This is a genomic window from Burkholderia sp. L-4 (assembly GCF_056856535.1).
On record NZ_JBXEOX010000002.1, the window covers coordinates 2,150,456 to 2,171,054 of the forward strand.

General features: G+C 63.0%; 21 protein-coding genes and 1 pseudogene. 3 read left to right on the forward strand and 19 right to left on the reverse strand.

The genetic code is table 11. The annotated features are described in order from the left end of the window. Positions 1 to 169: 169 nt before the first annotated feature. Positions 170 to 1,312 (reverse strand): porin, encoded by a 1,143-nt coding sequence (locus tag AC1VVG_RS26455; RefSeq protein ID WP_069705345.1) that lies wholly within the window; start codon positions 1,310 to 1,312, stop codon positions 170 to 172. A gap of 338 nt (positions 1,313 to 1,650) precedes the next feature. Here AC1VVG_RS26455 and codA point away from each other — a divergent pair, with 338 nt between their 5' ends. Continuing rightward, the gene (codA, locus tag AC1VVG_RS26460; protein ID WP_034191446.1) at positions 1,651 to 2,892 is read left to right on the forward strand and encodes a cytosine deaminase; all 1,242 of its coding nucleotides are present in this window, start codon (positions 1,651 to 1,653) and stop codon (positions 2,890 to 2,892) included. Between the two features lie 164 nt (positions 2,893 to 3,056). After that, positions 3,057 to 4,391 carry a chloride channel protein gene (locus AC1VVG_RS26465; protein ID WP_124669419.1) on the forward strand — a complete coding sequence of 445 codons (1,335 nt, stop codon included), beginning with the start codon at positions 3,057 to 3,059 and terminating at the stop codon, positions 4,389 to 4,391. Between the two features lie 271 nt (positions 4,392 to 4,662). Here AC1VVG_RS26465 and AC1VVG_RS26470 read toward each other — a convergent pair whose 3' ends face one another. From AC1VVG_RS26470 to AC1VVG_RS26540, 15 genes and pseudogenes are all read right to left on the reverse strand, one after another. Next, positions 4,663 to 5,991: an MFS transporter gene (locus tag AC1VVG_RS26470; RefSeq protein ID WP_034191445.1), complete on the reverse strand. Its 1,329-nt coding sequence runs from the start codon at positions 5,989 to 5,991 to the stop codon at positions 4,663 to 4,665. Positions 5,992 to 6,212: 221 nt separating this feature from the next. Further along, a pseudogene (locus AC1VVG_RS26475) lies at positions 6,213 to 6,716 on the reverse strand (beta-keto acid cleavage family enzyme); the annotation flags it as partial. 104 nt (positions 6,717 to 6,820) lie between these two features. Further along, complete coding sequence (locus AC1VVG_RS26480; protein ID WP_482836704.1) at positions 6,821 to 7,102, reverse strand: Y16D family protein; 282 nt, start codon at positions 7,100 to 7,102, stop codon at positions 6,821 to 6,823. Between the two features lie 20 nt (positions 7,103 to 7,122). Further along, entirely contained in the window at positions 7,123 to 7,917 is a 795-nt protein-coding gene (locus AC1VVG_RS26485; protein ID WP_482836706.1) for a DNA adenine methylase, read from the reverse strand. A 16-nt stretch (positions 7,918 to 7,933) separates the two neighbouring features. Then, complete coding sequence (locus AC1VVG_RS26490) at positions 7,934 to 8,734, reverse strand: hypothetical protein (RefSeq protein ID WP_482836708.1); 801 nt, start codon at positions 8,732 to 8,734, stop codon at positions 7,934 to 7,936. 20 nt (positions 8,735 to 8,754) lie between these two features. Next, positions 8,755 to 9,546: a hypothetical protein gene (locus AC1VVG_RS26495; RefSeq protein WP_482836709.1), complete on the reverse strand. Its 792-nt coding sequence runs from the start codon at positions 9,544 to 9,546 to the stop codon at positions 8,755 to 8,757. 7 nt (positions 9,547 to 9,553) lie between these two features. Further along, positions 9,554 to 10,786, reverse strand: a complete 1,233-nt coding sequence (locus AC1VVG_RS26500; RefSeq protein WP_482836710.1) for a tail fiber protein — start codon at positions 10,784 to 10,786, stop codon at positions 9,554 to 9,556. Positions 10,787 to 10,801: 15 nt separating this feature from the next. Next, entirely contained in the window at positions 10,802 to 11,524 is a 723-nt protein-coding gene (locus AC1VVG_RS26505) for a phage tail protein I (protein ID WP_482836711.1), read from the reverse strand. Position 11,525: 1 nt separating this feature from the next. Beyond that, a complete protein-coding gene (locus AC1VVG_RS26510; protein ID WP_482836712.1) occupies positions 11,526 to 12,698 on the reverse strand; it encodes a baseplate assembly protein in 1,173 nt (390 codons plus the stop codon). Then, on the reverse strand, positions 12,695 to 13,120 hold the full coding sequence (locus AC1VVG_RS26515) for a GPW/gp25 family protein (protein WP_482836713.1): 426 nt from the start codon (positions 13,118 to 13,120) through the stop codon (positions 12,695 to 12,697). The genes AC1VVG_RS26510 and AC1VVG_RS26515 overlap by 4 nt, the downstream gene beginning before the upstream one ends. 53 nt (positions 13,121 to 13,173) lie before the next feature. Further along, the gene (locus tag AC1VVG_RS26520) at positions 13,174 to 13,830 is read right to left on the reverse strand and encodes a phage baseplate assembly protein V (RefSeq protein WP_482836715.1); all 657 of its coding nucleotides are present in this window, start codon (positions 13,828 to 13,830) and stop codon (positions 13,174 to 13,176) included. Then, entirely contained in the window at positions 13,820 to 14,893 is a 1,074-nt protein-coding gene (locus AC1VVG_RS26525) for a phage late control D family protein (protein ID WP_482836716.1), read from the reverse strand. The genes AC1VVG_RS26520 and AC1VVG_RS26525 overlap by 11 nt, the downstream gene beginning before the upstream one ends. Beyond that, on the reverse strand, positions 14,881 to 15,117 hold the full coding sequence (locus AC1VVG_RS26530; protein ID WP_482836718.1) for a tail protein X: 237 nt from the start codon (positions 15,115 to 15,117) through the stop codon (positions 14,881 to 14,883). Before AC1VVG_RS26530 ends, AC1VVG_RS26525 begins: the two co-directional genes overlap by 13 nt. A 1-nt stretch (position 15,118) precedes the next feature. Beyond that, positions 15,119 to 15,757, reverse strand: coding sequence for a phage tail protein (locus AC1VVG_RS26535; RefSeq protein WP_482836719.1), 639 nt, complete (start codon positions 15,755 to 15,757; stop codon positions 15,119 to 15,121). A gap of 2 nt (positions 15,758 to 15,759) precedes the next feature. Beyond that, positions 15,760 to 17,997 (reverse strand): phage tail tape measure protein, encoded by a 2,238-nt coding sequence (locus AC1VVG_RS26540; protein ID WP_482836720.1) that lies wholly within the window; start codon positions 17,995 to 17,997, stop codon positions 15,760 to 15,762. Here AC1VVG_RS26540 and AC1VVG_RS26545 point away from each other — a divergent pair. Then, complete coding sequence (locus tag AC1VVG_RS26545) at positions 17,972 to 18,247, forward strand: hypothetical protein (protein WP_482836721.1); 276 nt, start codon at positions 17,972 to 17,974, stop codon at positions 18,245 to 18,247. The genes AC1VVG_RS26540 and AC1VVG_RS26545 overlap by 26 nt on opposite strands. A gap of 79 nt (positions 18,248 to 18,326) precedes the next feature. Here the strand turns inward: AC1VVG_RS26545 and AC1VVG_RS26550 are convergent, their stop codons facing one another. From AC1VVG_RS26550 to AC1VVG_RS26560, 3 genes are read right to left on the reverse strand one after another with little or no spacing between them, the layout of a single operon-like run. Next, on the reverse strand, positions 18,327 to 18,638 hold the full coding sequence (locus AC1VVG_RS26550) for a phage tail assembly protein (protein ID WP_482836722.1): 312 nt from the start codon (positions 18,636 to 18,638) through the stop codon (positions 18,327 to 18,329). Between the two features lie 3 nt (positions 18,639 to 18,641). Beyond that, positions 18,642 to 19,163, reverse strand: a complete 522-nt coding sequence (locus AC1VVG_RS26555; protein ID WP_482836723.1) for a phage major tail tube protein — start codon at positions 19,161 to 19,163, stop codon at positions 18,642 to 18,644. 2 nt (positions 19,164 to 19,165) lie between these two features. After that, the gene (locus tag AC1VVG_RS26560; protein ID WP_482836725.1) at positions 19,166 to 20,599 is read right to left on the reverse strand and encodes a phage tail sheath subtilisin-like domain-containing protein; all 1,434 of its coding nucleotides are present in this window, start codon (positions 20,597 to 20,599) and stop codon (positions 19,166 to 19,168) included.

Consider the following 20,599-nt stretch of genomic DNA (forward strand, 5'->3'; position numbering starts at 1 on the left):
TGCGTGATGCATGACCCGAGCCTTCGACGCCAGTCTACGTAGCGGTCGCACGCACAAAAACCCCGATTCCCGGCAGGCTGCCTTCCAGATGGAACAACATTGGCGGCGCGTCGCGCGCGGCGCACGAACCGACGTTCCGTGCGCCACGCGCGACGCGGCATCACGCCGTTCAGAAGCGCGTGCGCATGCCGATCGTGCCGACGACCTGGTTCGCCGTGCTCGATGCGCCGCCCGACGTGTTGATGAACGCCTGGTAGCCGCGGCCCGACGCGTGCTGAAACATCGCTTCCGCGTACAGGTCGGTGCGGCGCGACAGCTTGTACACGGCCTGCAGGTCGACCTGGTGCCACTTCGGATCCGAGCCGTGCTTGCTGTCGGGATTCGACACGCTGGCGTCCGTGTACACGTAGGCGACGCCGAGGCTGACCGCCGGGGTGACCGCGTAGCGCACGTTCACGTCGTAGTTGTTGAATGCGACCTGGCCGGTGGCGCCGAACGAGCCCGTGTTGTCGTACTGCGAGCGCGTGTAGACGAAGCCGACCGTCGCCGGGCCGAACACGTAGCCGACGCCGCCGCCGTAGGCGCGCATGCGGTCCGAACCGATCGACCAGCCGCCCTGGTTCACGCTCTTTGCCTCGGCCGAATCGGTCGCGCCGGGGCTCGCGCTCGTCGAGCCCTTCGTGCCGTTCATCTGCAGGTACGCGCCGGCCAGCTTGAGCGGGCCGTTCGTGTAACTCGCCGCGACGCTGTACGCGCGGTTGGCGCTGAAGTTCGTCGAGTTCGAGAACGCGTACATCGCGCCGACCTTGAAACCGGCGAGCGAATCGCTCGTGTACTTGACCGCGTTGTTGATGCGCAGCGAGTGGTTCAGGTTGTCGTTGTCGAACGGATGCGCGAAGCCCGCATCGCCGAAATCGCCGGCCGTCGCGGACAGCGGCGCGACGAAGTCGACCATCGTGTCGTACTGGCGGCCGAGCGTCAGCGTGCCGTAGCCGGCCTGGCTCAGGCCGACGTACGCGTGACGGCCGAACAGCTTGCCGTCCTGGCCGAGGCCGCCGTTGTTCACGTTGAAGCCGTTCTCGAGCACGAACAGCGCCTTCAGGCCGCCGCCGAGATCCTCGGTGCCGCGCAGGCCGAAACGGCTGCCGTTGACCGTGCCGCTGGCCATGCGCCACTGCGACGCGCCGTTCACGTTGTTGGTATAGGCGATGCCGGCGTCGATCAGGCCGTACAGCGTGACCGAGCTCTGCGCATGGGCGAGCGGCGCGAACAGGGCGGCCGCGCATGCACCGGCGATCAGGGTTTTTTTCATGGTGAAGCTCCTGCGTGTGGGAGGGGAAACCAAAGTTCGGCGCAAGTATAGGAACGCGCTGCGCGCGCGCGGCCGCCGGCGCGGCGAGCGCACCTTTCCGGATCCGGCAAGAGTCCTTCACAAAACCGACATGTCGCGCGGCGTGCGCGCGAGGCCGGCGGTTTTCACGTGATCGCCGACGCCGGGCTTCCGTCCGGCCGTGGCCGGCTGTCGTGCCGACGCAACATGCGCGGCGCGTGCGCGCATCGATGTTTTTCATCCATACTGGTCACCGGGATCGCACGGCCGCCGGCGCCAATCGCGCGGCGCGCGTCATGCATACAACAAGGGGCCTCCACATGAATCTGTTCAACGTACGCTTGCGCGGCCGCGACGGCCTGTTCACGATCGGCATCGACGGCGGCACGATCGCGCGGATCGATGCGCAATCCGCGCCGATCGCGCCGGCGAACCCCGGCGATATCGACGGCGGCGGCCGGCTCGCGATTCCGCCGCTCGTCGAGCCGCATATCCACCTCGATGCGGTGCTGACGGCCGGCGAGCCGGCATGGAACATGAGCGGCACGCTGTTCGAGGGCATCGAGCGCTGGGCCGAACGCAAGGCGACGATCACGCACGAGGACACGAAAGCGCGCGCGCATGCGGCGATCGGCATGCTGCGCGACCATGGAATCCAGCACGTGCGCACGCACGTCGACGTGACCGATCCGACGCTCGCCGCGCTGAAGGCGATGCTGGAAGTGAAGGACGAGGCGCGCGGGCTGATCGACCTGCAGATCGTCGCGTTTCCGCAGGAGGGCATCGAATCGTTCGACGGCGGCCGCGCGTTGATGGAGCAGGCGATCGACCTCGGCGCGGATGTCGTCGGCGGCATTCCGCATTTCGAGAACACGCGCGAGCAGGGCGTCAGCTCGATCGGCTTCCTGATGGACCTCGCGGAACGCACCGGCTGCCTCGTCGACGTGCATTGCGACGAGACCGACGACCCGCATTCGCGCTTTCTGGAAGTGCTCGCCGAAGCCGCGCGCGTGCGCGGGATGGGCGCCCGCGTGACCGCGAGCCACACGACCGCGATGGGCTCGTACGACAACGCGTACTGCTCGAAGCTGTTCCGGCTGCTGAAGCGCGCGGGCCTGAACTTCATCTCGTGCCCGACCGAGAGCATCCACCTGCAAGGACGCTTCGATACGTTTCCGAAGCGGCGCGGCGTCACGCGCGTCGCCGAACTCGACCGCGCCGGGCTCAACGTGTGCTTCGGGCAGGATTCGATCAAGGATCCGTGGTATCCGCTCGGCAACGGCAACATCCTGCGCGTGCTCGACGCGGGCCTCCATATCTGCCACATGATGGGTTACGAGGACCTGCAGCGGTGCCTCGACTTCGTGACCGACCACAGCGCGACGGCGCTGCATCTCGGCGACGGCTACGGCATCGCGGCCGGGCGTCCGGCGAATCTCGTGGTGCTCGACGCGGACAGCGACTACGAAGCCGTGCGCCGGCAGGCGAAGGCCACGCTGTCGGTTCGCCACGGGAAGGTGATCATGCGGCGCGAACCGGAGCGCGTGACGTATCCGGACTGACGCGGAAGGCGGGGCGCACGGCCTCGTCCGATCTCATGTATTCATCAGATGCATGAGTCGATGCTAAAAATACGTTTGTCTCATGATCGGTGCGGGCCTACGATGCGGTCCTGACGACGGTGCGCGTGTTGCGCGCCGTCCTTTCGATCCCGTTCGCCGACCTCATGCGCCTCGATCTGCCGTCCGCTCCCGCATCCTCTCCGCCGCCTGCCAGCCCGTTCGCGCGGATGGCCGTCGTCACGGTCCTGACCGGTCTTGGCGCGGGCCTGGGCGGCATGCTGCTCGCGCTGCTGCTGCATGCGATCCAGCACATCGCGTACGGCTACAGCATCGCGCACGTGATCGGTTCCGAGAGCTTCCTCGACGGGGTGACCGGCGCCGATCCGCTGCGCCGGGTCGCGGTGCTGACCGTCTGCGGAATCGTCGCCGGTGGCGGCTGGTGGGCGCTCTACCGGTATGGCCGGCCGCTCGTCAGCATCCGCCGCGCGGTGCGTGCGGCCGATCCGCGGATGCCGTTCGTCAGCACGACGGTTCACGCGCTGCTGCAGATCGTCACCGTTGCGCTCGGCTCGCCGCTGGGCCGCGAAGTCGCACCGCGCGAGATCGGTTCGCTGCTGGCCGGGCGGTTTGCGCACGCCGCGGGGCTCACGCCCGACGACTGCCGGCTGATGGTCGCGTGCGGCGCCGGCGCGGGCCTCGCGGCGGTCTACAACGTGCCGCTCGGCGGCGCGATCTTCGTGCTCGAAGTGCTGCTCGGCACGTTCGAGCTGCGTGCGCTGGTCGTCGCGGTCGTGACCTCGGCGATCGCGGCGGCCGTCGCGTGGATCGGCCTCGGCAACGAGCACCAGTACACGGTGCCGCCGTTCGTGCTGAGCACGCCGCTCGTCGCGTGGTCGATCGTCTGCGGGCCGCTGTTCGGTTTCGCCGCATACGGTTTCGTGCGGCTCACGACCCGCGCGCGGGCGAACGCGCCGAAAGACTGGCGGCTGCCCCTGTTCGCGCTGGTCAATTTCGTCGTGATCGGTGTGCTCGCGATGGGGTTTCCTCAACTGCTCGGCAACGGCAAGGGGCCGGCGTCGCTGGGTTTCGACGGCACGCTGACGATCGGCCTGGCCGCTGCGTTGCTCGTGCTGAAGGTGCTGATCGAGGCAGGCAGCCTGCGGGCCGGCGCGGAGGGCGGCCTGCTGACGCCAGGCCTGGCGAACGGCGCACTGATCGGCGTCGTGCTCGGCGGTCTGTGGAGCCTCGTGTGGCCGGGCGCATCGATCGGCGGGTGTGCGCTGATCGGCGCGACCGCGTTCCTGGCCGCGTCGATGCAGATGCCGATCACGGCCGTGGTGCTGCTGCTCGAATTCACGCGCGCGAATCACGACAGCCTCGTGCCGATGCTGCTGGCCGTGGCCGGCTCGCTCGTTGCGTACCGGTTCGCGCAGCGGCTGGCGGAGCGACGGGCGAGTGCGGTTGCCGCCGTGAACGCGCCTGCGACGACGGCACGCTGACGCGCCCGAGCGGCTGAGGGCGGGCCACGTCCTCTGTGTCGATTCGGCGCCGCTTACCGGGGCGCCGAGGTGTCGCGGCGCGGTGCGCGGGGTTCCTCGCGCTGCGTTTCGTGCAAAAGGGCCCGCGCTCGAGGTCATGGGATACGTCGTGACGACGCGCCAGTTTTCGGGCGCGGGGTGTGTGGCGCGGATGGATCTGTTCTGATCGAGCGGGGCGAGATCCGGGCGGCGTGCTCCGTCCGCATCTCGCCATCCCGGATCCGGCCCGCCGTCAGCCGTGCGATCGTGCGGCCCGGCGTTCGTGCCCGTGACGCAACGCGAGACTCGCGAACGCGGCGACGAGGAGCGCGGCGGCCAGCAGGGTCAGCCCGTTCTTCGCATTGCCGGTGGCCTGTTCGATCGCGCCGACGACGGTCGGCCCGACGAAGCCGCCGAGCAACCCGCACGTATTCACGAGCCCGAGTCCGCCCGCCAGTGCGCTACCGGCCAGCCGCGACGCGGGAAACGTGAAGACGATCGATTGCACGACGAAGAACATCGATGCGGCCACGCACACGCACAGGAGCCCCGCAACCGGCGACGTATGCGCCGCGCCGACCATCCCGGCCGCCATCACGACCAGCCCCGCGCACAGCATCCGGCGCGCATGCCGTGACTCGCGTGCAAAGCGCGGCAGCGTTGCGGCGCCGCATGCGGCGGCGAGCCAGGGCAGCGCGGTCAACAACCCCACCGCGAACGGCGAGAAGCGTCCCGAGGCGCCGATGATGCCCGGCAGGAAGAAAATCACCGTATAGATGGTCAACTGGTGGCAGAAGTACACGAAGATCGCGAGCCAGATCTGCGGATCGCGCAGTGCCGCGCCGAACGCATGCCCGCCGTGCGTGCCGACGCCCGCATCCTGCTCGGCGGCCAGCGTGCGTTCGAGTGCGCGTCCGGTCTCCGGGGCAAGCCACGGCGCGGTGCCCGGACGATCCGGCAACCGTGCCCACACGACGAAGGCGAGCAGGATCGCCGGAATCCCTTCGACGACGAACAGCCATTGCCAGCCGTGGAAACCGAGCGTGCCGTCGAGTTCGATCAGCGCGCCGGCCAGCGGGCCGCCGACGATGTTTGCGATGCACACCCCGAGCAGGAAGTAGCCGGTCGCGCGCGCACGCTCCTCGCGGCCGAACCAGTACGTCAGGTACAGCATCACGCCGGGAAACAGCCCGGCTTCGGCGGCCCCGAGCAGCAGGCGCATCACGTAGAACGACGTCTCGCCGCGGACGAACGCCATCGCGATCGACAGCGCGCCCCAGGTGATCATGATCCGCGTGATCCAGAAGCGGGCACCGACGCGATGCATGATCAGGTTGCTCGGGATTTCGAAGAGCGCATAGGTCAGGAAGAACAGCCCCGCGCCGAGTCCGTACGCGGCCGATGAAATGCCGAGATCGACTCCCATCGAATGTTTGGCGAACGCGATGTTGGTGCGGTCGAGAAAGCTGATCACGTATGCGGCGATCAGCAACGGCATGAGTTTGCGGAACAGCAGCCGGTTCAGCGACGCGCTCGCGTCGCCGGCGGCGGAAGGCAGGGCCTGGGCGTGATGAGTGGACATGCGGACGACTCCGGTAAGGGCGAACCGGCGCGCACGGCAAGCACGGTGCGCCGCGTTCGGCAAATGCCGCTGCGGGGCATGCAGCGGATGGGCAGACGACGGAGCCGCGCCGGCGGCGCTCGAACGGAGCGGGGCGATGATGGGCGTCCGGGCGCCGGCCGGCTCGGGCCGGCGCCTTGTCACTGCGCTTGCGGGTTCGGGTGTCGGGGCGCGACCCGCGGTCAGAAATTCACCGCGTCGCCGCCCTTGAGTGCGAGCATCGCGCGCGCTTCGGCCGGTGTCGCGATCTCCAGCGACAGGCCTTCGAGCACCTGGCGCATTTTCAGCACCTGCGCGGCGCTCGATTCCGCGAGCTTGCCCGGCGCGATCCACAGCGAATCCTCGAGCCCGACGCGCACGTTCGCGCCTTGTGCCGCGCCGATCGTCGCGAGCGGAATCTGGTTGCGGCCGGCACCGAGGATCGACCACACGTAGTCGCCGCCGAACAGGCGGTCGGCCGTGCGGCGCATGTGCATCAGGTCTTCCGGATGGGCACCGATCCCGCCGAGCAGGCCGAACACGCTTTGCACGAAGAACGGCGGCTTCGCGAGCCCGCGGTCGACAAAATGCGCAAGGTTGTACAGGTGCGAAATGTCGTAGCACTCGAATTCGAAACGCGTACCGTTCGCTCCGCAGCGCGTGAGGATCGTCTCGATGTCGGCGAAAGTGTTCTTGAACACCAGGTCGCTGAAGCGCGCCGCGATAAATAGCGCGACTACGGTGAGATATTTGAATCAATCCGGGCTTGCATCCGCAACAACATAATTGCATACGGTGCGCTAGGAGCGCGTCAGTAGAGATTCTCAGAATAAAGCGTTCCGCCGTCCGCTTCGTCACCACCGACACGACGAATAATCTGGCCAGCAGCATAAGCAACTTTCCATGCGGCGGTGCGGCTCAAAAACGTGCCCCTGCTGTCGACGAAACCCTGATCTACAGGGTCACCTTCCGTATCCAATTTCTTCATGAAAGCATCCCAATGGCGCAGACCTAGCACAACCTCACCGGTGAATCGCTTTCGATTCGCGGCGCAAACAACGCGACTGGAGGACTGATCGTGGTGAATTTCCATCTCATTTTCCTTCGGTAAAGTCAAAATAGACCGCCCGTGGCCATCGGTTCATAGTTGGTGATGACCAACTCTCCACTTTCTTTCGGCTTGCCCTGACTGTTCGCGACGCTGTACTTGATACCGATCTCGTGCGTTATCAGCCCATCGAAACAGGCGCGAATGGCGGGATGGTCATTGATTGACAGCATGGCGCGGCCCTTGCAGGTTCGCATCGCATGGGCCAGGCGCTCGTATTCGGACCATTCAAAGGGCACACCATAGCCCTCCGTTTCCCAGTACGGCGGATCCATATAGAAGAACGTGTGTGGGCGATCGTATCGCCGCAGGCAATCTTCCCATGGCAGATTCTCGATCGTCGTACCGCCGGCCAGCCGCAAATGGGCCGACGACAGGCTTTCCTCAATGCGCAGAAGGTTCACCGTCGGCGACGTCGTAGCTGTCCCGAACGACTGACCGCTGACCTTGCCGCCGAAAGCATGGTGCTGAAGGTAGAAAAACCGGGCTGCCCGCTGGATATCGGTGAGGGTTTCCGGGACCGTCTGCTGGTGCCACTTGAATACCTGCCGGCTGGAAATCGCCCACTTGAACTGCCGAACGAACTCCTCGAGGTGGTTCTGCACGACCCGATATAGGTTGACGAGATCCCCATTGATGTCGTTAAGCACCTCGACGTCCGCAGGAATCGGCCGCAGGAAATAGAGCGCAGCCCCACCGCAGAACACTTCGACGTAGCACTCATGTGGCGGAAAGAGCGGAATGAGCTGATCGGCGAGACGCCGTTTTCCACCGAGCCACGGGATTATCGGGTGGGTCATGGTTCCTCGTATGTAATTAGCCGATCTTCGTGTAGGAGATGGTTCCCTGCAGGGACAGCGCTGCGCCCGACGCGCCGACGACCTTGGAAAAACCAAGCCAGAGTGGCCCTGCGCCCCAACTCGCGATCACGCCACTGAAGGAGACATTTCCGACGACGCCCGAAACGCTCTGGTTGCCGACTGGCGGATCGGGAAATTTCTGAACCGCATACTGGTAGATGCCGGGATAGGCGTAGGCTTGCCCGGTGGCTACCGCCATCTGCACCGGAATCGGATATGCATCGCTATTCGAGGAAATGATTTTCGCGTTACAACAAACTAGATATACGCCACCCTCCTCAAGCTGGGCGGTACCGTCCGGGTTTGGTGTGAACGGAAAGCCGTTGTACGAATTCGCTCCGATGTTGAAATTGAGCTGATACCAGTTGCCTTGATCGATTCCCCTGCCGCCGTTGGACTGCCCGTTGTTGCCGAATTCGACCACTAGAGAAGGACAGACCGCGATATCAAGCGCGGGCTTGTTCAGAATCTTCGCTGGGCCGGAGGTAGCGTTCCAGTCTGCATTGACCGGCGTGTAAAGCGCGGTCAATGCTTGGAGCAAGTCGTCATACCGATTCGGCGTAGGCGTGACGCCGGCCGCCTGCAGGACGCGCAGCAGATTGCCGAGAATGTCGTTGAGCGTGTCGGCGTCTGCCGGCGTACCGTTGACGCCAGGCGCGCGATTTTGCCCCCAGCCGCCCGAGCCGCCTGGCGGGATCGGTTGTCCATTCACGACATTGGGGGGCGTCGCCACGCCGCCATTCGGGAAAAGCTGCATTTCTTTTGCCTCCTACGCCGTTACCACGTTACCGCGCTGACTGCATCGACTGTCGTTGCCGCCATGACGGCAGCGATCTTGGCAAGCAGCTCCTGATAATCCGGCGTCGCTTGATTCGCGATAGCTTGCGCAAGCCCTTGCAAATCAGCGAACGTGAACGGGGTCACAGGGACGCCCGCCGCGTTCAGCCACAGGTTGAGAGGGAATTGCAGTGATTTTGCGTAGGCACAAAGCATTGCCTCGAGGTTGTTCACGCTTTGCGTGTCGGCCGCAAAAGTATCGGTATGGCCACCTTCGGTCGTAAATTCGACAGGCTGCTGGATCGCGAACTGATAAGCGGCCCGCAGAATCACGATCTGTTCGGACTGGGCCTGAGAAAGCGTCAGTGCAGGTGCCGGAGGCGCGGACGGTAATGCATTTTCAGGAGGCGTTTCGCCGATGACAAGAATTTGGTGCTTGGACCCGTCCGGCAGCCAATATGTCGTGCCCCGATAGTCGGCCAGGAGTTGCCATTGTCCATCGACGATCACTGCAATCTGATTCTCTCCGGCTTCCGGCTTATTCTCTGCAGTAGGAAGCGGCTGAGCAATTGATGCAGGCTGCGCAGTCGTAGCTGGGAGTGCCTGTATTGTCCACTCGCCGTTCGTACAGACCGCTTGTTGCGCCGACGGATCAAATGCCGGCGGGGCAACAAGCGTGCAGTTCGGGGGCAGAAGAAACATGCCGGGCTCGAACGCGTCTTCTTGTACCACGGTCGCTCCGATCAAAACGCCGCGAGAATCACACTGGTATGCTGTTTTGGTGGTGGTCATGCTTGTCTCAGTATTTGATCACGAAGTTCACGGCGAGGTTCTTGCCACGCGTCTCCGATGCCCCGGCACCTTGAATTGATATGCCAGTCCCAGAGCCGTAGACACCGATGCCGGTGCCGCTTCCAGATAGCCAAATGCCAGTCGTAGCAGCATCCGTATTTTCGGACGTCAGTTGACCGCCATTGATGTTGATCAGCCCGATATCGCCACCGCCGACGGCAATACGTATTGAGTGCTCGTGCCCTGGATCATTGACTCCGTGGCTGTGCCCAGGATCAGCAATGCCGTGGGCATGGCCCGGGTCGCTGACACCGTGACCATGCCATGCGAACGCGTCACCCTGATATGAGCCCAGCGCCCGGCCCGGATCGAGCCCGCGTCCGTTGTCGAAGCCGCGAAGGCCGACGCCGCGTGTATCTGGCAGGTTGAACGTCGTGGCTCCATCGCCAGCACCGTAGGTCGTACCGATGATGCCGAACAGGCCGGCGTATGTGGCGCGTGAAACAGCTGCACCATTCGCAAGCAAAAAGCCCGAGGGAACCGACGCCCCCGCAAACGGGAACATGAATCCGGTGAGCGATCCAAGCGCTGAGTTGGCGCTGCCGAGCGGGTCGTAACGAGCATCGCCGCGCGCGTCAGTCAAATACTCGGGATGAGGGTCGGCGGCCTGATCATGCGCCGCGATTGCGGCGGCAGCGCTTCCCAGCGGGTCGTAGCGAGCGTCGCCTCTGGGGTTATTCAGGTACTGCGGGAACGGGTCCGATTCAGCCAGCAACGCGTTGATTGCATCCGAAACGATCATTTGCACGGCGCTATCGAGAGGCTGAATCACCACCGAGATGTTCTGTGATGGCAGTTGACCATACCCGACCGTAATCGTCGCCGTATAGGGCACGCCCGGCGTTCGCACGACGAGAGCTTGCGTCGGGTCGGTCGTGCTCCACACGCCGAAGAGCACGCCGTCGCCGATCAGACCCAGTTCGGTCGCCGTATAGGCGGTAGTCGGGTCGGTATCGAACAGCGCACTGATACGCAACTGGCCCGGTGCGAGCTGCTTGGCTTCAAAAATCGGCTTTTGCTCTTGCAGATTCGTCAGCGCGGTGGCCGCGTTGTCAAGTGCGACCGTTCCCGAGCCCAAAGAGACCGCCGTGAACTGCACGTCCATGCTCTGCTGCGCGGCATTGATTAGGGCTGCGCGTCCGACATCGGTAAGCGTTAGCGTAATGGTTCGTTGCGTCATGAATCAATTGCTCCGTTATGGGGTGCCTGTGTTCATGGTGACGGGCAGCGGCATGCCCAGCACCGAGGGGCCGGTATCGACCATCGTGGCGGTGATCGCAGCGGCCTCGGAGCCAACCGCGATCGCGGCCTGCAGCATCGGCAAGCCAATGGCGTCGCCATCAAAATTCGCCGCAATTGCCTCGGTTTCCTCGCCATAGGCCAACATCGCCACACCGGTCCCGAGCGCAATCGAGTTACTCGTGGCCATGAAGCCGAAGCCGCTACGCGCGTTTTTCCAGAAATTCACCACCCGCGCGATCTGCCCCCAGCGAACGGGATCGAGCGGTGGCGAGCCATCCGGCTGATCCAGCGTGTCGGCAGTGATCGTGAAGGTGTATGGCACGCCCGGTGGCGCAGTCGCAAACCACTCGGCAAGCGAAGCGGTCAGGCCGAGGATTTCCAGCACGCGGCTCACCGCGTAAGGCGTTCCGCGAATGCGGTGCAGTGCGCCGGCTTCCTTCAACAGGGCACGCTGCTGTGCTTCGGTCGTGGCCAAATTCCAGCCTGCATCCCCCAGCACACGGAACTGCTCGGCGAGCGACGGCAGCGCGGATGCAGGCACCGTATCGAAGTCGTAGACAACCAACGGCGTCAGATCGAGCGTCGACAGCCGGCCGGCGAGCGTTTCCATCGCCCGGCAGTTCAGATCGCGGGCAAGCGGCGGCGGCAGCAGCGATGGAATGACGAAGCTCGTCATATCAGCCGTCCGTAGTGCCGGCGATGCTGATCTGGATGGATGTGCAGTGCCCCCACTGCTGGTTCGACAGCACCTGGTCCAGAGCTGGCTGGATCAAGTTGGTGCTGTAGACACCGTAGGCGCTCGGCCCATTGAGCACGCCGATGATCTGTTCGCGCACGATATCGAGCCCGAGCTGCTGCTCACGCGCGGCAACGTAGGCGGCGATCGCCGTGTTGGCCTGGGCGAGTGCGACCTCCTCGTCAGCGGTGTTGAAGAGCGTGAGCTGCGCGACGATCTGGTAATCGACTTCGACCGGATCGAGCACCTGCACATAGTCGGTGAGCGGTCGGCGCTTCAGATCCGTGCAGCTGGCCAGCACCTGATCCTTGACGACCTGCGTCGGCAGCCCGGTTGAGGTGAGCGGATACAGGAACACGCAACCGGGCGGCACGCCATTTTTCGATATCACCTGCGAGCCGCTCAGTGCTACCTCCGGATATAGCACAGTCACGTCGACGATGCTGGAGTTGGCCGACCTTGCCCAGTAGACATAGGCATCCGACGGTCCCGTCGTCGAAAAGCTCTCCGGCGCGAGCACGATACGCTCGCGGTAGTTGTCATCGATCTCGTCGTCGGTGCCGTTGCCGGTCGTGGTCGTATTCTGCGCAGCGGTGATGTTCAGGCCGGCGACCGTGCCGACCAGCCCACTGATCTGCCCTGCGACAAAGCCATTCGCGGCAGTCCCCGCCACCGTACATACCGCATTGATCGAGGCACTCGTGTCCGTGGCGGCCACGTTGACGTCAGCGGTCGTCGCGAATATCACGTCGGAGCCGACCTCAGTGCCGGCAGGCAAGACGGTCGCCACGCCTGGCGCATCGAAGACGAACTGCAATGTGCAGGTTGCGGGCGTTGCGAGTATGCGGCCGCAATCGACGTTTTCGCCGAGCATATCCAGCATCGGCGCACGCGAGTAGCGCACCAGGTTGAGCTTCGCCGCGTCCTGGATTGCCTCGCGAATGAGGCTTTCCCGGTAGGCAAATGTGTTGATGAGCAGCCGCTCGACCTGCGCCGGGTACAGCGTCTTGTCGGTCAGCCCCTCATACATCGACACCATGTCGGCGGTGACCTGCGCGGGATCGCGCGTGATGAAGTCCGGCTCAGGCAGCTGGCGGTCAAGTAAGCTCGTCATGCGAGTTGCCCAAAAGCGAGGTTGGTCACGAAAATCTGGTTGCTGTAATCAGCGGAGATCTGCCAATAGATGGCCACGCCGAGCTGCGCGATGTCGGATGCTTGCGCCAGCACCTGGACGAGATCGAGGCGCGGCTCCCACAGGCCGAGCGCTCGCCGGATCTCCCGTGCAACGAAGGGGCGCGCCGAGTCGAGTGGGTAATCCACATAGCGATCGAGATCGGCACCGAAGGTGGGCCGGTGCGGGTCGCTGCCGAGTGGCGTATGCAGGATGATCGTGATGCACTGCTCGATGTCTTCGACATCGGTCATCACCATCCCGAGAGCGTCTGAAAAATAGCCGGACGGGCTACCGTTCACCGCGCTAGACAGCGCAGGCTGAAAGAATCGCGTGGGGATGGCGTTGATGTCGGATGGCAGCATGACCGCAGTGTGCCGACATCAACGCATGCGCTACAGGAAAGCGCTTTAAAAGCTTAAGGCTGTCTTGCCGGGCCGGTCGTTCCGCCTTGAGGATCGTCGTGATCGTGGCCCTGTAGGCTGATTGTGCCCGCAATGACGTCCTGCTCGGCGACCACGTTGCCGGGAATGGCGGTCCCTGCACCAGGCGCGCCACCGACGCCGCCCTCCAGCATCGTTGCGCCTTTGACGCGCAGGTTGCCGTCGATCACGGTCTCCGGGGCCGTTAGGGTGATGCCGGCGGCGACTACCGTGGCCGTGCCCGTTACCGTTGCGTCAAGCGCGCCACCGACGGTCGCGGTCAGGTCGCTGATCGTGTCGACGATCATTTTGCCAGTCGAGCGATCGTAGGAGAATCCGCCGCCGTCCTTGAACTGTACGCCGCATCTGTCGGCGGATGCCCACGGTACGGCATCGGCGCTCGAGTAAATCGCGCCAAGCACGGCCCCGTCCTCGAGATGCTCGTCCATAATGCAGCGCACCTGCTCACCGACGTCGGGCGTCCAGTAAAACTTGTCCTGGCTGGTCTTCGGGTAGCAGACCGAGATCCAGTAGCTGGTGATGCCGACGTCGTCGAAAGTCACCTTGACGTTGCCTGCGCCATCGATCGCCGACACGACGCCGGTCTTGAACCTTACTCCGCCCGTCGCAGGGCGATTCGCTTCATGCCCCATTGACCGCCTCCCGAACACGCTTCATTTCAAGTTCCGTCGAATAGCCGCTGTGACGCGAGAACCGGTGCGTCGACTGCGCAATGTTGTATTTCCCGTTCATCTTGCCGAAACCCTGCACCAGCACATTCACGCCGGCTGCCAGCTTCGTATTGCCATAGAGCGTGAGATCCGCTCCAGTCTGGTCGTCGTTCGCACGCTCGAGCGCGGCCTGCGCCTTGAGGTTGGCCTGCGTATCGTTCTCCGCGCGGACGTTCAGATTGAGCTCGTCGGCGCTATAGTGGTCGTACATCGAGAGATGCGAGGACGGGTCCTTCACGCGTTTGGTATGCGTTCGCTTGGCGTGCGGATCATGCCAGCTCACGGTGCTCGCGACGTAGATTTGGTGAACCTTGTCGTGATAGCGATAGCGGGTCACATCGGTTCGATTGATCACGAGCACGTTCTTCGCAGCCTTCAGATCGCTGAGCTTATATAAGGTCAGTTTTCCGCCGCGTACCGAAAAGCAGTACCCATACTCCTGCGAGATCCGCTGCAGGAATGCGAGATCGCTTTCGAACGCCTGCGTCACGCGCGTGATGTGGATCGTCTCGATTTTTCCCACCAGTTTCAGCTTGTTGCGCTGCGCGACGGTGGCCGCAATATTCGCCAGCGTCGTGTTTTCGTACGAACGGCCCTTACGCGTGCGCACCGAGCGCTTCACGCCCGCGCCGAGCGCTTTGATACGCACCGTGTCGGGCGGCCCCTCGAGGGTGACTTCGTCGATCTCGAAGACGCCACATGGCAGCAGCGTTTGTCCAGCGTAGCCGATCGATACCGTCAACGTGTCGCCTTGCGTCGGATACCAGGCGTTTTGCCAGCGCTGCTCGCTATCTTCGACAGTGATCTCGACCGAATCAGACTGACCGCCGATCCGGTCGACGTAGACGACATCGGTCAGGTACGGCGATATCGACGCCGTAATGTCCTTGTTCTGATATTTGATGACCACGGTGCCATGCGGCACCGGCTCGGGGCTCGCCGTCGCGGTAAGCGTCGCGGCTGATTGGGGAGCTACTGTTTCCAAGGCGGCAAATCCTGGCTGACCTGCTGGGCATCCTGTTGATCAAGCGTGAGCACGGGTATAAGCAGCAACACGCCGGCGGCCAACGTCGGTTTGATATCGGCGGACGGGTTCGCCTCGATGATCGCGCCATACGCGGTCGGGTCACCGTAGTAATTCCACGCGATCGTGTCCCAGCGCTCGCCGTCGACAGTCACGTGCTCAATCGCTTCGATGGGCGTCGTCATATCAGTTCCGGCAGATTGGAGACGTGATCGGTCGGGCTTTCGGCGCTTTCTTTACGGTACGCGGCGGCTTGCGCGTACCATCGGCCGCACGCGTTTGCGCCGCGACCGGTTGTTGCGACGGCGTCTGTTCAACCAGTACGGGCGGCTGAACGTATTCCTTCAGCGACACGCTGGCCTCGAGCCACACCAATGTGCCGTCGCGCATCGTCTGTCGATTGGTGACCGTGCATTCGGTCGGCACAAAGGTGCCCTTGTAGTCGCCACTCGAGTAGTGCAGCGGCGCGGCGACATGACCCGCGATCAGCTTTTTAAGCTTCTGCAGCTCGGCCTCCGGATCACAGAAGCCGGCATGAAACACGAGGCTCCAGTTGATCTCATCGAGCTTGTCGCCCACCCATTGCAGACGCGGCTTGCCGTCGATGAGCTTGTGTTCCGCGAACTCCGCTGCTGACTTCGTTTCGCTACCGGAAAAGTAGGTGATCAGGTCGAATGCGACGTCGCCCAGCAACGCATGCTGGTACGCGGGATACTGGGAGCGCAGCAGATCATTCACATACTGCTCGGCGATCGCGCGTACGTTCCCCGCGCCAAACCCGCGCTGAAGCGCGCCCGCACCGATCGCGGTCAGACTCAGTGCCATCGTCAACCTCCAAACGCCGTACGCTGCTGGCCGGCGGTAATGTCTCTGATCATCTTCGCGATGGTCGCCTGGTGCTGGCGAAGCATGGCCTCGAATTTCTCTGCCGTGCCGGGCAGTGGATCACCCTGAATGATGATCTGCGGCTTGTACTCGACCTTGATGTCAGCGGGCTTTGGGACGCCTTTGTCAGGGCCTTTTCCGGCGGCCTTTGCACCGTCGCCATTCATCGCTTGCTTGACGCGCTCGCCAACGTGATCGGCAGCCTTCTGGGCGAACATCTTGCCGCCAGCCCAATCGCCCAGTTTCTGGCCGGCCCAGCCGCCGATCATGCTGCCGAGGAAACCGCCGACTGCGGTGCCCAATACCGGAACGACCGAGCCGATTGCGCCGCCGACCAGACCGCCGACGGCCGAGCCTGCCGCACCGCCCGCGATGCCGGTGTAGGCCGCTCGCTTCGATGCAGCCGAGGCGTCTGATGAAGCCACGCTCATCACGTCGAGCGCCATCATGCCCGTGCGCAGCCATGGCACTTTGCGAAGCAGCCCGCGTCCGGGAATTTTTCCGAGCAAGCCCAGCCCCGGCATCCTCGAGAGCACAGCGCCAGGCGCTCCTTTCACCGCTGCAAAGACGCGCCCCAATCGGCCGACCGGCTTTGCAGCTGTTTCCAGCGCTTGGGCCGCCTTTTTACCGCTGCCGCCCCAGAACAATTCGTCCGCCGAGCGGCCTGCGCCGCGCAGACCGCCGCCGATTCCCCCCAGGCCGCCGCCCGGCATATTGACGACAAACACTCTCTGAACCCCGACGCCTTCGAGGGCGTGTCCAATGGTGCCGAGCGTTCCTCCCTTCTTTCCGAGCAGGCCGCCGAGCAGACGCAGAGGGCCGCCAGCGACCTTCGCGAAGATGCCTCCAGCCACAGCGAGTGCGCCGAAGGTGGTGAGCAGGGCACCCACGCCACCTACCGAGACAACGAGCCATCTGGCAAATGTCTGGTGCGCCTCTGACCACTTCCGGGTTTCCGCAACAGCGTCACCGAGCTTCATCACCATCGGCTCCAGCCATTGAACAGCAGGACCACCGAGCGTACCCAGCGCATTCGTCACGTTGGTCGTGAAGACCGTCCAGATGTTTTGTGCGCTTTGCATGGTCTGTGCGACGCGTTGATCAAGAGTCGCTTGGTCTGACATGCGCTTGAGAGAATCCTGAAATCCTGCCGTTCCTTTTGTCGCGAGCATCTCCGCCACACGGCCGGCCTCCATGCCAAACATGCTGGAGAAGACGTCTATTACCATCTTGTCGCCGCCGGCAGCCTTGAGCTTTTCGCGTGCTATTTGGAGTATCGACACCATATCTTCGACACTCTTTAGTTGCCCCTTCTTATCGTAAAAATCGAATTTCACATGCGCATGTTCAATTGCTTTCCGAGCCTGTCCTTTCAGTCCCTTCTTTGCCATCTCGACCATCTCAGGCCCTTTCGAAAGGCGCGTGAGGAACATCGCAAAGTTAGTTCCGAAGCTCCCACCTTGAAAGTTCCAACCGGCACCCATGCCTTGCAATGCCAGTATCTTGTTGGCATTTTCGATGCCGGTTAGACCAAGTATGTTGAGACTCGGGGCGCTATAGGCGTTTGCGTCTTTGATCTCGCCGGGGGTAATACCGAAGGCAAAGCGTGCGCGCTGAATTTCGTCAGCCATCCTCGGCAGCTCGCTGCCGGCCAATGCAAAGGCTTCGCGGGTCCGCGCAACCATCGTGGCGGCTTCTTCGCCGGGCATTCTGAGCACGACCGCAAGGTTAGCGGCAGCATCGTACGCACCAGAGAGCATCTGTTCCGTCGTGACGTTTGCGCTCTTGAGCGCCGTGCCGATCTCAGCGACTTGCGCTGAGGTGACGGGCAGGCGGTTATCAATCTCGAAAACTTTCGAACGAAGCGCATCAAAACCCGCGCCAACTTTGCCGGTCTTGTCCAGCGTGGCAACGGCGAGATCGTTCATCGCCGAGTCCATTTCCATGAACGCGTGAATCGGCTTTTCAGCGAGGTGCGTGAGTTCGCCCCCAAGCGCGGCTGCAGACGCGCCGATCAAGGTCATCTTTGCCGACATCCGGTCGAAATGATCGCCCAGGCGCTGCATGGCATTCCCACCACGCTGGGCCGTCTGTTCGAGCGCGCTGCCGAACATGCGCAGCGGCGAACTTGCCGTGTCGACGAGGCTGAGTAGAATGCCTAACTCGATCATCTTGCCCATCAAGGACACTCCTGTGCGCGCCTTCGCTTATACGGTTTGCTACCTGCTCGCGGGTCTTCTCTGCTGTTTCGCGTTGCCGGATATCTGGCGAGAGGCGCACGGTTTCTGGGACACCGTGATAGTCGTCAGCACGTTCATCACGGTGGTCGTGCTACTGCTCGGCGTGATGCTATGGGCCATTGATCTCGGGCTTGCGCTCGGCAGTCGCTTGATTCACTTCACCGATACAAGCGACAGGCCGAAGCGTTGATCACTTCGGCACTGCCTCCATCTGCTCGCTAGCCGTTTCGCACCACGCGATGAATTCGTCAACGGCTAGCGCATCAATCTCACTTGGCTGAAACCTGAACCACCTGGCCAGCAGCCCCGACAGCTTTCGGATTGTTTGGCTGTCGAGTTGCCATGCGTCGAAAGGTCTGCTGGACCACGGAATAATCCGCCAGGTCCATCTCCTCCAGATCTTCAGGCGTCAACTTCTCTTCGGACAGCAACGCAATCAGCGCCAGCTCGTGATCGTCGGCCCCAGTGCCGGCGCGCTGTGCTGCTTTCAGCTCACGCACCTTCGGCCGGCGCAGACTAACCTGCTTCAGTTCGCGGCCATCTGCCAGCTTGAACGGATATTCGAGAACGATGGTTTCCATACATTAGCCTCCGATGTTCGTGCGGTAGATGTCGAGCTGGTCGACACCACCGACCTTGAAGATGTTCGACATCACGTCGAGTTCGATCACGTCGACACCGTTCATCTGCTGTTTGACGTAGGTAGCCGTGAACTCAGACTGGAATTCGGCGTTGTCATGCTGCTTGAACGTGCCGAGCGGCAGCTTCTTCATCGTCGCCGTCACGAACGTCACCAGCGGCACCTGCATGACGCGGCCCTGGCTGTTGTAGGTATCGACCGAGCAGCGGCACTGCAACGACACCGGCGTGAACGGATTGGCGAATTGAAGCCAGATATCTTGATAGAAGCTGTTCCACTTGATCTTGCCTTCGAGCTTGTCGAAGCCTGACGGGAGAATCAGCGTCCCGACCATGCCGAGCGCCTTGTGGTCGGTTTCCTTTACGGAGACGTCCGGCAGCGACACCTCGTCGGCGGTGCCAAGCAGGCTATTACCGTTCAGGTAGATGTTCGCGTTGGTAATGCGGTTGATCTGGATGCCGGCCATATTTAGTTACCTCCCAGCTCGCTCAAATAGTTGATGTTGACCGACGCCTGATACGTGATGCGTTCAGCCGGCGGCGGCGGCATAAAGTCATAGGAGAGCGTGAGGTGTCCCGCCTCGAGCTCGGTCACGGGATTGAGCGTCTTGTCGTACCAGACGCGCCCGTCGATTACCGCGCCGTCGCCGACCAACTTCCGAATGAAGCCGTTACCTGATTCGACCACGGCATCAATGAGCGCATTCGAGATCGGGCCGTCGACATACTGCAGCGTGAAATACTCGAGGCTCTCCTCGATGATGTCGGCGGTACGGCGGATATTGATGAACTGCTTCGGCCCGGTTTCCGAAGGAAAGGCGGCCGAGCGGTTACCCCATAGACGGTAACCTGTGCCGAACGAGGAGAACACCGTCACGATGCCGGCCGCGTTCAGCAGGTTGGCGTCGGAGTTCGGATCGTTGATCATCGAATAAATGTTGCGCTCAAGACCGACGATTCCTTGAATGTCGGTGTTCGACGGCGACCACCAGTAGCCGTTTTCCTGATCCTTGCGGGACTGACATCCCGCTGCGCGTGCCGACAGCGGTGCGAGCACATTCGAATCGCTCGCGGCGTCGTAGACCTTCACGTACGGGTAGCACAGAACCGATCGCTCGCTCGACGTGTAGAAGTTGATCGTGCCAGCCGGACCGCGCGCGTTGATGGCTTGCTGCACGGTGAGGCCCGCTGGCGCATCGGAGAATTGAATCGCGCGGATCTTGCCGGCAAGCACCTCAAGCGCGGCCGAAACCGACGCCTGGGTCGAGAACACCGGCGCAATCAGAAGCTTCGCGAAGTAGCCGACCAGCGAGTAGCCGTCCTGGAACAACTGCATGCCGATGCGATTGCCCGCTGCATTCACGCCGCCAATGATGTCGGCCGCCGTGATCTGCGTCGGATCGGCATAGCTATAGTCGGCCAGCAATGATGCGCCTGCCGCGATCGCGCCACCGGGCAGTCGACTGACGATCCCGCTCACGGCATCAAGCGCATAGTCAGTGCCCGATACGTACGTTGTTTTGCCATCGGCGCTCTTGATGTCGGAAGGCAGCGACGTGACAACGCCCGGATGGGCGAGCGTTGCCGTGTCAGTCGCGCCTAGCGTGATCGGTTCGGCGGTTACCGCCGTGTTGTGTACGGTCGGGTCCAGTACGTTGATGACCTGCACCACGGTCGGCTTTTGGTCGAAGATCGCGTTCAACGCATCGACAATCGTTGCGCCGGCAGCGTGCGGGCCAAACTGCGCGAAATCGCGATCGCTGGTCACGGTGATCAGGCTGTTCACCGCGCCGGCCACGGCCGTACCGACCAGGCCGATCACGGCCGTCTTCACCAGCGTCACCGGGCGGCCACCGGAGTCGACCTCGATCGTTTCCACCCCATGCAGATAGTTCGCTGCCAT

Excerpts from the sequence above, each read along its gene's own strand:
- AC1VVG_RS26535 (WP_482836719.1), bottom strand. The coding sequence starts at position 15,757 with ATGGCACTGAGTCTGACCGCGATCGGTGCGGGCGCGCTTCAGCGCGGG.
- AC1VVG_RS26520 (WP_482836715.1), bottom strand. The coding sequence starts at position 13,830 with ATGGGGCATGAAGCGAATCGCCCTGCGACGGGCGGAGTAAGGTTCAAG.
- AC1VVG_RS26495 (WP_482836709.1), bottom strand. The coding sequence starts at position 9,546 with ATGACCACCACCAAAACAGCATACCAGTGTGATTCTCGCGGCGTTTTG.
- AC1VVG_RS26560 (WP_482836725.1), bottom strand. The coding sequence starts at position 20,599 with ATGGCAGCGAACTATCTGCATGGGGTGGAAACGATCGAGGTCGACTCC.
- AC1VVG_RS26555 (WP_482836723.1), bottom strand. The coding sequence starts at position 19,163 with ATGGCCGGCATCCAGATCAACCGCATTACCAACGCGAACATCTACCTG.
- AC1VVG_RS26500 (WP_482836710.1), bottom strand. The coding sequence starts at position 10,786 with ATGACGCAACGAACCATTACGCTAACGCTTACCGATGTCGGACGCGCA.
- AC1VVG_RS26550 (WP_482836722.1), bottom strand. The coding sequence starts at position 18,638 with ATGGAAACCATCGTTCTCGAATATCCGTTCAAGCTGGCAGATGGCCGC.
- AC1VVG_RS26455 (WP_069705345.1), bottom strand. The coding sequence starts at position 1,312 with ATGAAAAAAACCCTGATCGCCGGTGCATGCGCGGCCGCCCTGTTCGCG.
- AC1VVG_RS26490 (WP_482836708.1), bottom strand. The coding sequence starts at position 8,734 with ATGCAGCTTTTCCCGAATGGCGGCGTGGCGACGCCCCCCAATGTCGTG.
- AC1VVG_RS26510 (WP_482836712.1), bottom strand. The coding sequence starts at position 12,698 with ATGACGAGCTTACTTGACCGCCAGCTGCCTGAGCCGGACTTCATCACG.
- AC1VVG_RS26480 (WP_482836704.1), bottom strand. The coding sequence starts at position 7,102 with ATGGAAATTCACCACGATCAGTCCTCCAGTCGCGTTGTTTGCGCCGCG.
- AC1VVG_RS26485 (WP_482836706.1), bottom strand. The coding sequence starts at position 7,917 with ATGACCCACCCGATAATCCCGTGGCTCGGTGGAAAACGGCGTCTCGCC.
- AC1VVG_RS26540 (WP_482836720.1), bottom strand. The coding sequence starts at position 17,997 with ATGGGCAAGATGATCGAGTTAGGCATTCTACTCAGCCTCGTCGACACG.
- AC1VVG_RS26470 (WP_034191445.1), bottom strand. The coding sequence starts at position 5,991 with ATGTCCACTCATCACGCCCAGGCCCTGCCTTCCGCCGCCGGCGACGCG.
- AC1VVG_RS26515 (WP_482836713.1), bottom strand. The coding sequence starts at position 13,120 with ATGCTGCCATCCGACATCAACGCCATCCCCACGCGATTCTTTCAGCCT.
- AC1VVG_RS26545 (WP_482836721.1), top strand. The coding sequence starts at position 17,972 with ATGCCTAACTCGATCATCTTGCCCATCAAGGACACTCCTGTGCGCGCC.
- AC1VVG_RS26465 (WP_124669419.1), top strand. The coding sequence starts at position 3,057 with ATGCGCCTCGATCTGCCGTCCGCTCCCGCATCCTCTCCGCCGCCTGCC.
- codA (WP_034191446.1), top strand. The coding sequence starts at position 1,651 with ATGAATCTGTTCAACGTACGCTTGCGCGGCCGCGACGGCCTGTTCACG.
- AC1VVG_RS26505 (WP_482836711.1), bottom strand. The coding sequence starts at position 11,524 with ATGACGAGCTTCGTCATTCCATCGCTGCTGCCGCCGCCGCTTGCCCGC.
- AC1VVG_RS26530 (WP_482836718.1), bottom strand. The coding sequence starts at position 15,117 with ATGACGACGCCCATCGAAGCGATTGAGCACGTGACTGTCGACGGCGAG.